The sequence below is a fragment of the Streptomyces sp. NPDC023157 genome, assembly GCF_055560575.1.
The window spans coordinates 117,421-131,074 of the sequence record NZ_JBVHIL010000014.1 but is presented as its reverse complement, the minus strand read 5'-3'; the positions used below and the strand labels follow the sequence as shown (position 1 = coordinate 131,074).

The following is a 13,654-nucleotide window of genomic DNA, read 5'->3' as shown; positions in this document are numbered from 1 at the left end:
AAACTCACCCGTGCCTACCGGCCCCAGACCAACGGCAAGGTCGAACGCTTCAACCGCACCCTGCTCGACGAATGGGCCTACCAGCGGCCCTACACATCGAACCACGAGCGGACCGAAGCCCTGGCAGACTTCCTCCACACCTACAACCACCACCGCTGCCACACCGCACTCGACGGACACCCGCCCATCAGCCGCGTCAACAACCCTGCAGGTCAATACAACTAGAGCCTGTCCGATGGGTCCGCAGATTGACCTTGGTCGGCTCCTAAGCTGTGGCGCTATGGAGAACCAGCTCACCCATGAGGCCAGTGCCTTCATCAATTTCCGGAACTACAAGTTCCAGGATCCGAGGTCACACGGCTACAGGTGGGTTGACATCAAGCATCTGCGGATCCCGGCTGAGCTCGGCGAAGCCCAGGAACTGCTCGCGGCGCTCATCGGGCATGAACAGTTCCGGGACGACTACGCAGGTGGTGGAGTCCTGCCGGAGGGATCCAGGCACGGCCCGTATCGGCTGAGCCTGGTCACCCCCGACGTCTACGAAACCGTCAGCCGGGAGAAGAGCACGCACATCCTGTGGGGGTGGGTGAACAAGTTCGGGGACATGCCTGCCAGGCTGGAGGCGGATCTGCAGCAGGAGGTGTTCGACCGCTTGGCGGCGGCCGAGCACATCTACTACCTGAGCGGGCTCGGGGATGAGGCTATTCATGACTGGGGGCGTGTGCACGAGGACTTCCACGAGTTCGTGCTCATCGACCGCTCAGCTGGACGGATCACTCTCCTCGTCGCGGCCGACGACTGAGTCGGTGGGCATGGCTGCTGTGGAAGGGCATTCGAGGAATCAGGGGCGGAGCCACAGGCGAAGCGCGGCCAGAGTCACCGTGCCGTGGAATACGTAGGCTCTCTTGTCATACCGAGTCGCTACGGCCCTGGATCCTTTGAGCACGTTGATGCACCGCTCGACCTCATTTCTGCGGGCATACCGGGACCGGTCGAAAGCGGTGGGGCGACCGCCTCGGCTCCCGCGTCGTCGGCGGTTGGCTCGCTGGTCTCGACGCTCGGGGATCGTGTGCTGGATCTGCCGTCGTCGCCGGTACTGGCGGTTTCGACGCGAGCTGTATGCCTTGTCCCCGCAGACGTGGTCCGGTCTCGTACGTGGGCGGCCACCGGCTGGGCGCGGAACGCGGATGCGGTCCAAGACTGTGATCAACTGCGGAGCGTCGCCCCACTGTCCTGGGGTTATCAGAATTGACAGTGGACGTCGGCTTCCGTCACTGGCCAGGTGAATCTTCGTCGTCAGGCCACCCCGCGAGCGGCCGACCGCCTCGTCGGAGCGATGCTCTGCGGGGCGGCGGCGTCGCCCCGGCACGCGGGCCGGCCGGCGGCGAGCCCCGGCCGCATGTTGATGAGCTCGGCACACCGTGGAGTCCACGCTCACCACACTCCAGTCGATCCGGCCCGCGGCGTCAGCGGCGGCGAGGATGGCACGCAAGATCCTCTCCCACGTGCCATCGGCTGACCACCTGCGATGCCGGTCATAGACCGTCTGCCACTTCCCGAAGTGAGGCGGCAGGTCCCGCCACGGGAGGCCGGTCCGCAGCCGGAAGAGAATTCCATTGATCACGCGCCGGTGGCAGTGCCAACGCCCGCCTCGCCCGACGTTCGTCGGCAGGTGCGGTTCCAGCTGAGCCCACTCGGCATCAGAGAGATCGCCACGCCCCACATCAAGCGGAACGATTCACCCCTCAGCGAGTCACTCGACCCGTCGGACACGGCCTAGTGCTCTGACCACATTGGTACGCCGGGTTGGTGGTCGGGGCGGTTGGATGTTGCGTGACGTCCGATCCGAGTGCTGGGGGTGTGGTGGCTGAGCCTGCCCGTGTGCGCAGGTTGACCGACCAGGAGGGGCAGAAGCTGCAGCAGATCGTGCGCCGGGGCAGCACCAGTTCGGTCCGCTTCCGCCGCGCAATGATGCTGCTGGCGTCGGGCGGCGGGAACCGGGTCCCGGTGATCGCCCAGCTGGTGCAGGCCGATGAGAACACCGTCCGGGATGTGATCCACCGGTTCAACGAGATCGGTCTGGCCTGTCTGGACCCTCGGTGGGCGGGAGGCCGTCCCCGCCTGCTCAGTCCTGACGACGAGGACTTCGTCGTCCAGACGGCCACCACCCGCCCGACCAAGCTTGGCCAGCCCTTCACTCGCTGGTCCATCCGCAAACTGCTGGCCCACCTGCGGAAAGTTCACGGGCGGGTCATCCGCATCGGCCGCGAGGCGTTACGCCGTCTGCTCGCCCGCCGCGGCATCACCTTCCAGCGCACCAAGACGTGGAAGGAGTCCCCGGACCCCGACCGCGAGGCAAAGCTGGACCGGATCGAAGAGGTCCTGGACCGCTTCCCGGACCGGGTCTTCGCGTTCGACGAGTTCGGCCCGCTCGGCATCCGCCCCACCGGCGGTGCGGGCTGGGCCCCCGCCAGTCACCCCGAGCGGCACCCGGCGACCTACCACCGCACGCATGGCGTCAGGTACTTCCACGGCTGCTATTCGGTCGGTGACGACACGCTCTGGGGCGTCAACCGCCGGAAGAAGGGCGCCGCGAACACGCTGGCCGCGCTCAGATCGGTCCGGGCCGCCCGACCGGACGGCGCCCCCATCTACGTCATCCTGGACAACCTGTCCGCACACAAGGGCGAGACGATCCGCCGCTGGGCGAAGAAGAACCGTGTCGAGCTGTGCTTCACGCCGACATACGCGTCCTGGGCCAACCCAATCGAGGCGCACTTCGGGCCGCTCCGACAGTTCACCATCGCCAACTCCAACCATCGCAACCACACCGTGCAGACCCGGGCCCTGCACGCCTATCTGCGCTGGCGCAACGCGAATGCCCGTCACCCCGACGTGCTGGCAGCCCAGCGCCGCGAGCGCGCTCGCATCCGCAGCGAGAAGGGCATCCGTTGGGGCGGACGTCCCCTCGCCGATGCCGCTTGACCAGCCCGGCGACCTTGCCCGGCCGGGTCCTAGCAGTAGCCGTCCACCCTGGCGCCGGCTGGAGCGAGGTTGGGCCAGGAATGTCCCGCCCTGTCGGAGGCAGCGGACCGTAGGAGGTCAAGAACCGTGCACCCCGGGTAGCCCCGAAAACTCGCGTAGGTGCCCCGGTAGTAGCAGCTCCAGTAGCTCACGACCCGCCGTTGAGTGCACGCGAAGAAAGCAGGGTTGTCCACGATGAACTGCCCGTAAGCGAGGTGGCCGCAGGTGCCGGGCGTGGCGAGATCACGGAGCTCATCGCAGATGACGACCAGGATCTCCAAGACGTACTCGCCAACCAGCTGCACGACGAAGGGGACGACCCATGGGTCCGTGGAACCAACGACCTTCTCCAGGTGGCGCTGCCTGACCATGCCGTCGCAGTGCCTTGAGTACAGGCAGTGCAGAAGCTGTTGTTGGCGCGACGAAAGCGACGCCACCCTGTCAGTTGGCGGCTCGTCGTTGTAGAGGCGCCCGGGGATCAAAACCTGCTGGCCCTCGACAGCGACCGAGAACGGGGCATGCGGCTGGAGCCGAGAATCAGGCATCACCGCCAGGACTGCCTCGGCATCGCTTGCAAGCTCGGCTGGGAACGCCATGATCAACGGATTGCTGCGGTCGGAAAGCGGCTGCACGAGCCGAGCATAGGCGGATGCCTCGGCCAGGTAGCTGGCATTAATGGCCCCACACCCGCCCAACCCGGCGAAGGTATGCGGTCAGAGCACTAGCGAGGTAGAGGTGCCTTGGTCGTTGGCGTAGGCCTCACGGCGTTTCGCATCCCAGGCTGAGGCCCCTGAGCCCCAGGCCTCGGCGAGCGGCACCATGTGGTCGATGTCGATCTTGCCGGGGTCGGTGATCTCCTGGCCGTCGTAGTAGCTCACCCACCGGCCGCCGGTCAGCTTGCACCTGTCGACGACGGTCGGGGACTCGACAGCCTCATCGAGTAGCACCTCGGCGCGGGTGTTGCAGCCGTCGGCCGGGTCCAGGCCGGCGTTCCAGTGCCTGAACTTTTCCCGGGTGTATCCCTCTCGGGATTCGTCGGCCAGGGGGATCTGCTTGATCGCCGCCGCGAGGGTCAACACCTCGGCGGCCGTCGGCGCCTGGGGTGTGGCGCTGGCGGTCTGGGGGATTGCGAGAGGGGTCAGGGCGAGGGTGAGCGCGGCGAGGCCGCGGGCCATGTTCTTGATCACGAACAGGTTCTAGCGGTCCTCCCGCCCCTGGCCCAGTCCGGCGACCACTTCCGCGAGTACGGGGCCATCCAGATCGACGGAAAAGAGCCTGCCCTGGTATTCGCCAGCGACGGGGGCGGTCACCTGTTCGCACTGGCCGGCTCCGGGCGGATCTGGAGGTCGACCACCGCCTCGCGGCTCGATAAGTTCGACCTTGCTGCAGCCAGTCTTCAGGAGTTCTTCCAGGGGCTCTCTCGGCAGATCAGCGGCCAGCCCTGACGACTGGTCAAAGCGCGAGCCCTCTCAGATCCGGGTGAGGATGCGAATTCTCAGGAGCCGGAACGAGGCCCGACCTACATGGTTCCGCTATTGATCGTTTTAATCCGATTCGCGTTGCCCTCGACCTTGCCTGAGCTCCATTCGAGATTGAGGCCGGCGGCGACGGCGGCGAGGTCCCGGCGCAGGAAGCAGGCGAACGAGCGGACCGGGGCGGGAGCATCCGGCTCGGCCTGGGATTTCATGGAACTTCAGTCAGAGCCAACCTTGCAATCGTCCACAATCGGCACTGTCAGTCGGCGCGCTGATTTATCGTCGCCGCAGGTAAGGGCCAAGCACGAACAGGCCGCATCGAACACAGAGATGATCTTGCGGTGTGTGCCGACGTCCAAGCGCCTCGACGCGGAGAATGCACGCCGATCCCTTGTGACGAATTATTGCGCGAAGCGTATGACATGAATCACCAATTTCGGCCGGGCGACGTGGACAACTGTCCAGATTTTCACGACTTGCCCAGCGCACGTCGACGGGGACGCGGCGAATTTCCACTGCTCCGCGGAAACTTCCGCGCTTAAGCTCACGGCAGCGTCGCGCCAGTGTGAAGCAGCCGCGGGCGTGCGACCCCCACACCCTTCAGTGTCGTTGCTTTGTCCGAAGAGAAGGTCCGCTGTGAAAATTCGTCGCATTCTCGCGACCGCCGTGGCAGCCGCCGTGACCACGCCCGTCGTACTGCTCTCCACCGCACCCGCGTTCGCCGACACCAAGCCTTCCGGCCCTGCCTCCCGCCAGGAGCAGCAGGGCGAGTTGGAGAAGCTGCGTGAAGCCGTCGCCGTGGCCCAGGCGGCGTACGACGCCGCCGACGCGGCCTACCTGGCGACCATCGAGCCCCTCGCCGACCTGGAGTACGGCACCACCCCGGTGCGTACCGCCGCCGACAAGGCCAAGAAGGCCGCGGACAAGGCGGCCGCGAACAAGGCGACAGCCGATCAGGGTGTCATCGACGCGCAGAAGAAGTTCGACGAGGCCGTCGAGGGTGACAAGGCCGGTGCGCAGGCCGAGCTCGACGAGGCCAAGCTGAAGGCCAAGGATGCCGCGGACGCCAAGACGGCCGCCGATGCCGAGCAGGCGAAGGCCGACAAGGCGCTCTCCGACGCGCTCACCGCTGCGCGTGCCGCGAAGGCCAACGCCCTCAAGAAGGTGACCAGCGCCAAGGCCACTCTCGACGCCGCGCAGAAGGCGCTGGAGGAGGCTGAGGGGGCCGGCTGCACGCCGGAGCCGCTGTTCACCGCGCGCTTCACCGGTCCTGCGAAGGTCACGGCGGGCGGCACGGCCGACTACACGCTGCGGCTGACGAACGGCACCGCCAAGGCCATGGACGAGGTCTCCCCGTTCCTGATGGTCCGCGCGTTCGACCTGAAGAACAAGCCGCTCGACGCCCGCCTGAAGCTGCAGTACTCCCTGGGCGGCGCCTGGAAGACGTACAACCACCTCGACAGTGTGCCCAACATCGGCGCGCTCGGCGCCAAGGCACACAAGGACATCAAGCTGCGCCTGACTGTCGACAGCAAGGCGGCAGCCGGGAACGGCGCCTTCGCCTACGGAGCCGACTACTGGAACGACGACGAGTCGTGCGGGGGCACGCCTGAACTGGAGATCTTCGAGTTCGCCATCGCCGCCAAGAAGCCTGGCAAGCCTGGAAGCGGGTCCACCGGCGGCACCGGCTCCGCCGGCGACAGCGGATCCGGGTCCACCGATGGCAATGGCAACACGTCCCAGCAGGGTGGCCAGTCCAACACGGCTGCCAGCAACGGCAGCTCCGGTTCCTCGTCGTCCGGCGGAAACCTGGCCACCACGGGCGCCGGCTCCGCCACGATGCCGCTCGCCCTTGCAGGTGGATCAGCCGTCGTGCTCGGCGCCGGGGCCGTATTCATCATGCGCCGCCGTAAGGCCGGCACCGACGCGTAAGAGGCAGACAGGAGGCGTGAAGGGTCCCTGCCTTTCGGGAGAGACCCTTCAGGCCTTGCGAGTCGACCTTCTTGACCGTCGAGTGCCGGACGACGGTCACCTCCGGCGCCGAAAGCCCGGCTACGGCCCTGGCCATGGTGTCCAAGCTCGTCGAGGCCGCCCACGGACACTGACCCGCGATCACCGCGTACCCTGGGCCCGCGCCCGGCGTCCGGTTCGAGAAGGGCACGTTGGTCGAGCCCCAGGAGGAGGCCTCGTGAGCACCGCGAAGGACTACGGCAACTGCCGCCTCTTTGTCCGCGGCACCAGCCAGCAGTTCCTGGCCGACCTCATCGCGGTCACCCTCGGAGCCCAAGCCGACGACCATTACACCGTCCGGGCTGGCCGGATGGTCTTCGACACCTGCCCTAATCCGGACGCCGGACTCGCCGACGACTTCATCGGCTGGCCACTCACCATCGAGGCCGAAGCCGACGAAGGCGGACCCTCCCTCGTCGAGCCCGTTGCACGCCTGCTCACCGCGGCCTGGGACCGCGGCTACGACGCCGTGGCCGCCTGCGACTTCGAAGATGAGCTCCCCGACTCCGGCGGCCTCCCGCGCTACCGCTGAGCTCCCTCGATCCGCAAGTCTGCTTACGAGCGCGCATCGACAGCGAGACGATTCGATCCGTGTCCCGACGATTGGTCCCGTAAGGCCGGGTAACCGCCCGCGGCGGGTACGCAGCGACATGGTGTACTTCTCCCGCGCGAACCGCGCGCTGCTGCGACGGCTCTGCATCGCTTGCACCATCCCCGAGCCTGCCGACCAGATCCGTAGACGCAAACTCGCGGGCCGGACTCCACCGCCCGCGTAGTCTCTCGCCGGGATTGCCCGGGCTCAACGCTGTGACACCGATGCTCCGGCCCGGCTGTACCCGGAATCGACGGACGCTGCGAGCGCATACGTGCCGCCGGCCGCAAAGCCCCGTGCTTGGACGGCACCGTGCTGTGGTGGCCCGGTCGTTCGCGATGGACTCCGGACACCCCGGCCCCCGATGGTGATCCCCGCCAGGGTCCGATCACTGGAAGCGGTGGGCAGGTTCGAGTGCCTCCCGTAAAGTCGGCCTCAGCCCGCGCCGATATGGCGTGCGCGGGCGAGGCCCGGCGCCCAGACGCGCTCTGGGAGCAGTACCGCCGGGCCGCCCCTACTCTCTCCCCCCGGCCGCCCGCCGCCAGTCCCCGGCCCTGGGCAAACAAAGTGCCGCCCGAGCCCGCGCAACAGGCGCCCTTCCCGGTCAGCTCGCTCGCCTCGCCGGGTACGAACGCGCCGTCGGAGGGGTGACCCTGTACGCGCTGATCCGCGAGGTATGGGCCGCCTCGGGAGGCGGGCGCGGATCGTATGGTCCGTGATCGCGAGGTCGATCCCCAGGGTCAGGGTTCCCTCGGGGCCTGCCGGGTGGATGTCGATGAAGAACCGCCAGTCCCCGGGCGCCAGGTCCAGCTCGGTGCTCCAGTTCCCCTTCTCGTCCCGCACCGGGTACACGCGCTGGAAGCCTGCCGCGTCCCGCCAGACGGCGTTGAGTGCAGGTCCTTCTCGTGCTCGGCAGGCGGGAACCCCGTAGGTCCCGATCCGCGGGTAGCGCTCATTCCTTGCCCGGTATCGCAGAAGAACCTGTCGTGCCCCCACCACTACCGGAAAACCGCTGGCCAGAGCCCTACCAGCATCACCTACAGTGACACGTTCAAAGGGGAGGGAACCCGCACGTGAAGCACCACCGCACCACCGCCGTCGTCCTGCTGGCCGCCGCCGTGATCACGGCCGCCACCGGCTGCGGCACGAACACCACCGACGCCGGCACCAAGAACAGCGCCACCCCGGCCACGCCGGCAGACTCGTTCGCCAGCCTCACCGCCGCCCAGATCGAGCTGAAGACCCGCAAGGCCACCGCCAGCGTCACCTCGCTGCGGCTGAACGGCACCGTCTTCGCCGACGGGCAGAGCGCCGACATCAACATCGTTTTGGACGCCAAGGGCAACTGCACCGGCAAGATCGCCCCCGAGGGCATCGGCACCATCGACGTCGTCAAGAACGGCCACACCGTGTACGTCAAGGGCGACGAACGCTTCTGGCGCACCTCCTTGTCGATGGACAAGAAGAACGCCATCCCGCGCAAGCAGGCCGACGCCCTCGTCGCCAAGTTCCAGGACCGGTGGATCAAGGCCAACAAGGAAATGGCCAAGACCATGGGCACCAAGGTGTGCGACCTGGCCGAATTCACCAAGATCCTCGTGCCCGACGGCGGCCTCGACCCGAACTTCACGCGCGGCGCCGACACCACCGAGGACGGCCAGCCCATCGCGGTCATCTACGAGCGTGAGAACGCGAGCGACGCGGTCACCACCATCCACGTCGCCAAGAAGGGCAAGCCCTACGCCCTGCGCATCCAGACCACCGGCGGCACCGAACCCGCAGACCTGTACCTCCGCGACTTCAACCAGCCCGTCAACGCCACACCCCCGCCGGCAGACCAGGTCCTCGATCCAAACACGGTCACCGTGTAATCCGGCCCGGCCGCCGCAGCCGGCAGTCCGTGCGTCTCACGCGCCGCTTTCAACTCCGCTGCGGCGGCCGGGTCAGGAAGCCGGCCCGCGGCGGAGCCCGCGCACGTCCCGCACGAGTGTGTAGCACGCGCTGAGGAAGATCGCTACGCCAGCCACGAGCCAGAGGAGCGATGCGCCGGCACGGTACTTGTCGATGGCGACTGCGAGCAGCATCAGGCTGCCGAGGAAGCCGAAGGCCGAAGCCCCCGCGCTGAGTCGGTTGATCATGCGCAGATCATCACCCACCGCCTCGGCCCGTGTCCATGGAGGCGGGCCTGGGCCCGGCTGGCCGACCGGCCACAGTCCGTCGGCGAGGTGCGTACGCTGTCCGGCGTGGCCGAGACGGCCCAGGAGACCATCGGCGCGTTCCTCGACAACCTGGAGGAACGCGCCTTCTCGTTCAGCCGCCGGCGGATCCGAGCCAGTTTCGGCACGTCCCTGCGGGCAGAGAGCATGGCTGATCGGGACTGCACAGGCTGCGGCGTGTGTCAGCCGCACCTCAGCGCGATGCTCGCCCTTGTTCTTTGGCGGAAGGGATCCCCGTGCCTGCCGGGGCGGCCTTCGTTCAGGCGCCCGCCGCCAGCGCGGCGGCGGCCGCGCGGGCCACCTCCGGGTCAGCCCGGATCGCCGCGGCGACCTCCTCGGGGCTCGGGCCGGCGCCCTGGACAGGCACGGTCGTGTCGCGGGAGCAGGACGCGATCCGTCTCATCGAACAGCGCCACGCGCACGATGCTCCGGGGCCGGGCGGGAGCTGGTGCTGTGTGCCGGACGAGCGGGGCTGTGTCGGTCACGGGTCTTCTCCAGGCGGTGGCCGGTCAATTCCACCGGCAGCCTACGACCGCATCCCGTCAGCAGCCGGCCGGTCTCGCGCGCCGTCCGGGCAGTACCCGGCAAGGGATAGGGTGGACGCTTCCTTGCGCGAGATTCCGAAGGAACTTCCCCTGCCGACATGCCGGTTCCGCTGTCGAGATTGGACGAATGACCATGACGTTCCGGCCGAATCGAGTCACTGTCTTCGGCGCCGGCTACATCGGGCTGGTGACAGGTGCGTGTCTGGCGGAGCTGGGGCACGACGTCGTCGTACGCGACATCGACCCTGCGAAAGTCGAGGCCCTTCAGGCCGGTGAGGTGCCGATCTACGAGCCGGGCCTGGGCGACATGATCGCCCGGAACAAGGAGCGGCTGCGGTTCACGCTCGACCTCGGTGAGGCCCTGACGCAGGCGGAAGTGGCGTACGTGTGTGTCGACACCCCGCCGTCGGCGTCGGGTGACGCGGATCTGTCACGGGTGTGGTCGGTCGTCCGGTCCCTGGCCGGGGCGGAGTGCCTGCGGGTGGTGGTGATGAAGTCGACCGTCCCGATCGGCACCGGAGCACGGGCGCGTGCGCTGCTGGACGAGGTGGGCCTCGCAGGGGCCGGGTACGTGTCGAACCCGGAGTTCACCGCGGAGGGCCGGGCGGTGCGGGACTTCATGGGCCCGGACCGGATCGTGATCGGTACGGACGGCGACGAGACAGCGGCCGCTCTGGTCGCGGGGCTGCACACGGGGATCGACGCGCCGGTGGTGACGATGGACGTGCGGTCCGCGGAGACGGTGAAGCTCGCGTCGAACGCGCTGCTCGCCACGAGGATCAGCTACGCCAACGAGATGGCGAACCTGTGCGACCGGACGGGCGCGGACGTGACGAAGGTGCTGGCGGCGGTGGGGATGGACCATCGGCTCGGCCCGCACTTCTTGAACGCGGGGATCGGGTGGGGCGGGTCGTGCTTCCCGAAGGACGTCGAGGCGCTGCGGCAGATCGCGTCGAACTCGGGTTTCCACCCGATGCTGCTGTCGGCGGTGATCGACGTGAACAACATCCAGCGGCGCCGGCCTCTGCAGGGTCTGAAGGACGCCCTGGGTGACCTGGCTGGGCGGGAGGTCGTGCTGCTGGGGATGGCGTTCAAGCCGGGCACGGACGACATGCGCGAGGCGCCGTCGACGGTCCTGGCCTCCCGGCTTCTCGCTGAGGGCGCGCGGGTGCGGTGCTGGGATCCGCTGGCCCGCCCCGGGGACGTTGAGCCGTGGGCGTCCGCGGTCCGGTACGCGAGCGTGGAGGAGGCGCTGGAGGGCGCGGACGCGGCGGTGGTGGTCACCGAGTGGCCGCAGCTGGCGGAGGTCGACTGGGCCGCGGTGGCGGGGCGGATGCGGCGGCCGGTGGTCTTCGACGGGCGGAATCTGCTGGAGCCGGCCCGGATGCGGGAGTGGGGGTTCACCTACATGTCCGTCGGACGGCCGTAACCGGGCGAGCATGCCGCTGCCCCGGCCGGAGGAAGGTTCCCGGCCGGGGCAGCGGCGTGTTCAGGAGAGGCGGGCGACGGTGCGGGCGTGGTCGTCGAGGAGAGCGAGGACGTCGGCGGGCTCGGCGTCATTCGTGCGGAGGTGGGCGACGGCGGCCAGCGCGGTCATCGCGGTGTCCAGGAGTTCCCGCTCGACATCCGCGAGGGTGTGGGTCTGTCCTTTGCGCGGATTTTGGCCGGTGGCGCCGACGAGGGCGGCGATGACTTCGCCGGCTTCCTCGCCGACTGGAATCCCTCTGCCGCGTCGACCTCGGCCAGCACGACCGCGCCAGCGCGGGAGCCGCACAGGCCCTCATGCTTTTCGCCGACGGTCACCCGCGCAACCGCGCCCTCTACACCGCGGACATCGCCCTCCACGACACCCGCAAGGCTCACCCCGACCTCGACGCCGCCACCGCCGCCGTCACCGACGCCGCGCACCGCGCCCTCGCCCACCTCACCGACGTCCGCTCCGAACGACTCCAGCGCTCCCCGCAAACCGTCACCAGGACACTGCAGCCCCACGCCCGCTCTCGAACCGTCTCCGCCTACCTCGACAGCTACCACGCCGCCACCGCGGCCGCCTGACGGGAAGCTGCCGGTGCTTTCCATCCCTGTCTACCGCTCATACGGCCCGAGCGACGTCCCCCTTCTCCTCGACACGCTCGTAGACACCTGGGCCGAGGCCCACGCCGCCCACCCCGCCCCCGCCGATGCCGGCTTCACCCCCGACACCCTGCGCAACCAGATCACCAGCCACACCCACCACGACAGCTTCACCCTCATCACCGCCTACACAGACGGCACCCTCGTCGGCTACATCTACGGCTTCCGCTGCACCCCCGCCTACTGGTACGGCGAGACCCTCCTGGCCCACATCACCCCCACCGCCGCCCGCACCACCCAGTCCCTGGCCGGCATCTGCGAGCTCGCCGTACGCCCCGGCTGGCAGGGCCGCGGTATCGCCACCCGCCTCCACCAACAGCTCATCGACACCCTGCGCCCCGAATGGGCCTCCCTCCTCGCCCTGCCCGGCGCACCCTTCCAGCATCTCTACCGGCACCTGGGCTACCAGCACGCCGGCAGCTACCAAAGCAGCCCGACCGGGCCTGCCCTCGACCTGCTACTCCTGCACACGAGGCACCGGCCTGATCTGGCGCCCGGAAGGAAGCGGGCCATCGTTGGGGTCATCGCCGCGTGGGCGGGAGTAGCGATCGCCAGGAGACTCCTGGCCTACACCTGACTGCCCAGGTTGCGTCCCGCGTAGCCGGGAGCCATGAGACGAATCATTGACACTCAACTTAGCTTGTTCTCTATCTACCAGGATCTTCCAGGCTTGCCGATGGCCTTGAGGGTCTCGGGGCGTTTGACGGTTTTGCCGACGTCGTAGCGGGTGGCGGGCTGTCGGTTCTTCGAGCCGAGGGGGCGTCCGGGCCCAGCGCCACGAGGTTGGGGAACACGGGCCGGGCAGAGCAGGTAGGCGCGGATGTTCCTGAACCCGCGGCGGACCCGGGCCGGGGTGAGGCGTTCGGGCTTGGCGCTGGACCTGGCTCCTGGTCCGGCTTCTCCCAGGGCCGTCGGAGATCTGCGGCGAGTGGCCGGGCGAGGCGGAGCTGGGTGTGGGCAACGAGCACGAACGCCCGTGCCCGGCGCCGTGGTTCCACCCGGCCGAACCGCCCCGCGATGCGGCCCATCAGGACCTCGAACATGTCCCGCCAGCGGCCGGGATCTATGCTGTGACCTGCGGCCACCGACTGATCTTCTGTCTTCACACACCGATGATCACCGGTGGCCGCATTCATTCCCGGACCAGCCCCGACCAGCAAGACTGCGATCTGGGCCGGAGTGCCAGCTCTGGAGTTGAATCGGCCGATGGACATGTCCTCCCGAGAGATCCGCATACCCCTCAACGAGGTCGTCGCCGTCCTACAGGACCTGAACGAGTTCGTGGTTTCCCTCGACCGACTCGGATCCCGCATGGGATCCGGAACCGCCGACGAGTACACCGTCGGCAAATTCATCCTCGACTGGGATGTCGCGCGGCGACTGTCCCGCGCCCGGAACGTCATCGATGTTGCGCTGGATGAGCAACTCAGCGAGGAAGAGAACCTTGAGATCGACGACCTGTGCGAGCAGGGCCACTTCTACACGGACAGCGTCGGCTACCCCTCCGCCGACCAGTCCAGCTGATCCGGCAAGCGCGTCGGACCGGACCGATCGAGACGCATTCAGCTCAACCATGACCCGGCATCTCACCAACAAGTTAGGACCCTCCGCATCCTCGTTTCGCTGCTTGGGGTCGATGCGCGCGACGGCTGGATGACA

At 68.2% G+C, this 13,654-nt stretch carries 15 protein-coding genes and 2 pseudogenes; 10 read left to right on the top strand and 7 right to left on the bottom strand.

The annotated features are described in order from the left end of the window. Together ACZ3ZE_RS35695 and ACZ3ZE_RS35690 are read left to right on the top strand one after the other, a co-directional pair. Positions 1-225 (top strand): integrase core domain-containing protein (locus tag ACZ3ZE_RS35695; RefSeq protein WP_467261973.1); only part of this gene is annotated, 225 nt, incomplete at its 5' end. Between the two features lie 55 nt (positions 226-280). Further along, on the top strand, positions 281-802 hold the full coding sequence (locus tag ACZ3ZE_RS35690; RefSeq protein WP_361180148.1) for a hypothetical protein: 522 nt from the start codon (positions 281-283) through the stop codon (positions 800-802). Between the two features lie 39 nt (positions 803-841). Here the strand turns inward: ACZ3ZE_RS35690 and ACZ3ZE_RS35685 are convergent, their stop codons facing one another. Beyond that, the gene (locus ACZ3ZE_RS35685) at positions 842-1,723 is read right to left on the bottom strand and encodes an IS5 family transposase (RefSeq protein ID WP_361180150.1); all 882 of its coding nucleotides are present in this window, start codon (positions 1,721-1,723) and stop codon (positions 842-844) included. 140 nt (positions 1,724-1,863) lie between these two features. Here ACZ3ZE_RS35685 and ACZ3ZE_RS35680 point away from each other — a divergent pair, with 140 nt between their 5' ends. After that, entirely contained in the window at positions 1,864-2,985 is a 1,122-nt protein-coding gene (locus ACZ3ZE_RS35680) for an IS630 family transposase (RefSeq protein WP_467261977.1), read from the top strand. Between the two features lie 29 nt (positions 2,986-3,014). On the opposite strand, the gene ACZ3ZE_RS35675 is transcribed toward ACZ3ZE_RS35680, so the two are convergent. The 3 genes and pseudogenes from ACZ3ZE_RS35675 to ACZ3ZE_RS35665 all read right to left on the bottom strand — a co-directional run bounded on the left by ACZ3ZE_RS35675 (position 3,015) and on the right by ACZ3ZE_RS35665 (position 4,711). Then, positions 3,015-3,656: a hypothetical protein gene (locus tag ACZ3ZE_RS35675; RefSeq protein ID WP_467261971.1), complete on the bottom strand. Its 642-nt coding sequence runs from the start codon at positions 3,654-3,656 to the stop codon at positions 3,015-3,017. Between the two features lie 87 nt (positions 3,657-3,743). Beyond that, positions 3,744-4,211 (bottom strand): annotated as a pseudogene (locus tag ACZ3ZE_RS35670) (GmrSD restriction endonuclease domain-containing protein); the annotation flags it as partial. 332 nt (positions 4,212-4,543) lie between these two features. Then, complete coding sequence (locus ACZ3ZE_RS35665; protein ID WP_361180157.1) at positions 4,544-4,711, bottom strand: hypothetical protein; 168 nt, start codon at positions 4,709-4,711, stop codon at positions 4,544-4,546. Between the two features lie 454 nt (positions 4,712-5,165). Between ACZ3ZE_RS35665 and ACZ3ZE_RS35660 the strand changes: the two genes are divergently transcribed. The 3 genes from ACZ3ZE_RS35660 (at position 5,166) to ACZ3ZE_RS35650 (ending at position 8,972) form a co-directional block, all read left to right on the top strand. Beyond that, positions 5,166-6,431: an LPXTG cell wall anchor domain-containing protein gene (locus tag ACZ3ZE_RS35660; RefSeq protein ID WP_467261969.1), complete on the top strand. Its 1,266-nt coding sequence runs from the start codon at positions 5,166-5,168 to the stop codon at positions 6,429-6,431. 256 nt (positions 6,432-6,687) lie between these two features. Continuing rightward, complete coding sequence (locus ACZ3ZE_RS35655; protein ID WP_361180161.1) at positions 6,688-7,041, top strand: hypothetical protein; 354 nt, start codon at positions 6,688-6,690, stop codon at positions 7,039-7,041. A 1,133-nt stretch (positions 7,042-8,174) separates the two neighbouring features. Continuing rightward, positions 8,175-8,972, top strand: a complete 798-nt coding sequence (locus ACZ3ZE_RS35650; protein WP_467261967.1) for a hypothetical protein — start codon at positions 8,175-8,177, stop codon at positions 8,970-8,972. Between the two features lie 72 nt (positions 8,973-9,044). Here the strand turns inward: ACZ3ZE_RS35650 and ACZ3ZE_RS35645 are convergent, their stop codons facing one another. Together ACZ3ZE_RS35645 and ACZ3ZE_RS35640 are read right to left on the bottom strand one after the other, a co-directional pair. Beyond that, positions 9,045-9,239 carry a hypothetical protein gene (locus ACZ3ZE_RS35645; protein WP_467261965.1) on the bottom strand — a complete coding sequence of 65 codons (195 nt, stop codon included), beginning with the start codon at positions 9,237-9,239 and terminating at the stop codon, positions 9,045-9,047. Positions 9,240-9,576: 337 nt separating this feature from the next. Then, entirely contained in the window at positions 9,577-9,720 is a 144-nt protein-coding gene (locus ACZ3ZE_RS35640) for a hypothetical protein (protein WP_361180169.1), read from the bottom strand. A gap of 269 nt (positions 9,721-9,989) precedes the next feature. Between ACZ3ZE_RS35640 and ACZ3ZE_RS35635 the strand changes: the two genes are divergently transcribed. The 3 genes from ACZ3ZE_RS35635 to ACZ3ZE_RS35625 all read left to right on the top strand — a co-directional run bounded on the left by ACZ3ZE_RS35635 (position 9,990) and on the right by ACZ3ZE_RS35625 (position 12,572). Then, positions 9,990-11,291, top strand: coding sequence for a UDP-glucose dehydrogenase family protein (locus ACZ3ZE_RS35635; protein WP_361180171.1), 1,302 nt, complete (start codon positions 9,990-9,992; stop codon positions 11,289-11,291). A 353-nt stretch (positions 11,292-11,644) separates the two neighbouring features. After that, the gene (locus ACZ3ZE_RS35630) at positions 11,645-11,917 is read left to right on the top strand and encodes a hypothetical protein (protein ID WP_467261963.1); all 273 of its coding nucleotides are present in this window, start codon (positions 11,645-11,647) and stop codon (positions 11,915-11,917) included. Positions 11,918-11,930: 13 nt separating this feature from the next. Next, positions 11,931-12,572 (top strand): GNAT family N-acetyltransferase, encoded by a 642-nt coding sequence (locus ACZ3ZE_RS35625; RefSeq protein WP_467261961.1) that lies wholly within the window; start codon positions 11,931-11,933, stop codon positions 12,570-12,572. Positions 12,573-12,646: 74 nt separating this feature from the next. On the opposite strand, the pseudogene ACZ3ZE_RS35620 reads toward ACZ3ZE_RS35625, so the two are convergent. Next, positions 12,647-12,963 (bottom strand): annotated as a pseudogene (locus ACZ3ZE_RS35620) (NF041680 family putative transposase); the annotation flags it as partial. A gap of 238 nt (positions 12,964-13,201) precedes the next feature. Here ACZ3ZE_RS35620 and ACZ3ZE_RS35615 point away from each other — a divergent pair. After that, on the top strand, positions 13,202-13,519 hold the full coding sequence (locus tag ACZ3ZE_RS35615; protein WP_361631001.1) for a hypothetical protein: 318 nt from the start codon (positions 13,202-13,204) through the stop codon (positions 13,517-13,519). Positions 13,520-13,654 lie beyond the last annotated feature (135 nt).

Bases quoted from the DNA above. Each gene is read 5' to 3' on its own strand.
- ACZ3ZE_RS35690 (WP_361180148.1), top strand. From the start codon at position 281: ATGGAGAACCAGCTCACCCATGAGGCCAGTGCCTTCATCAATTTCCGG.
- ACZ3ZE_RS35665 (WP_361180157.1), bottom strand. From the start codon at position 4,711: ATGAAATCCCAGGCCGAGCCGGATGCTCCCGCCCCGGTCCGCTCGTTC.
- ACZ3ZE_RS35645 (WP_467261965.1), bottom strand. From the start codon at position 9,239: ATGATCAACCGACTCAGCGCGGGGGCTTCGGCCTTCGGCTTCCTCGGC.
- ACZ3ZE_RS35640 (WP_361180169.1), bottom strand. From the start codon at position 9,720: ATGAGACGGATCGCGTCCTGCTCCCGCGACACGACCGTGCCTGTCCAG.
- ACZ3ZE_RS35635 (WP_361180171.1), top strand. From the start codon at position 9,990: ATGACCATGACGTTCCGGCCGAATCGAGTCACTGTCTTCGGCGCCGGC.
- ACZ3ZE_RS35630 (WP_467261963.1), top strand. From the start codon at position 11,645: ATGCTTTTCGCCGACGGTCACCCGCGCAACCGCGCCCTCTACACCGCG.
- ACZ3ZE_RS35615 (WP_361631001.1), top strand. From the start codon at position 13,202: ATGGACATGTCCTCCCGAGAGATCCGCATACCCCTCAACGAGGTCGTC.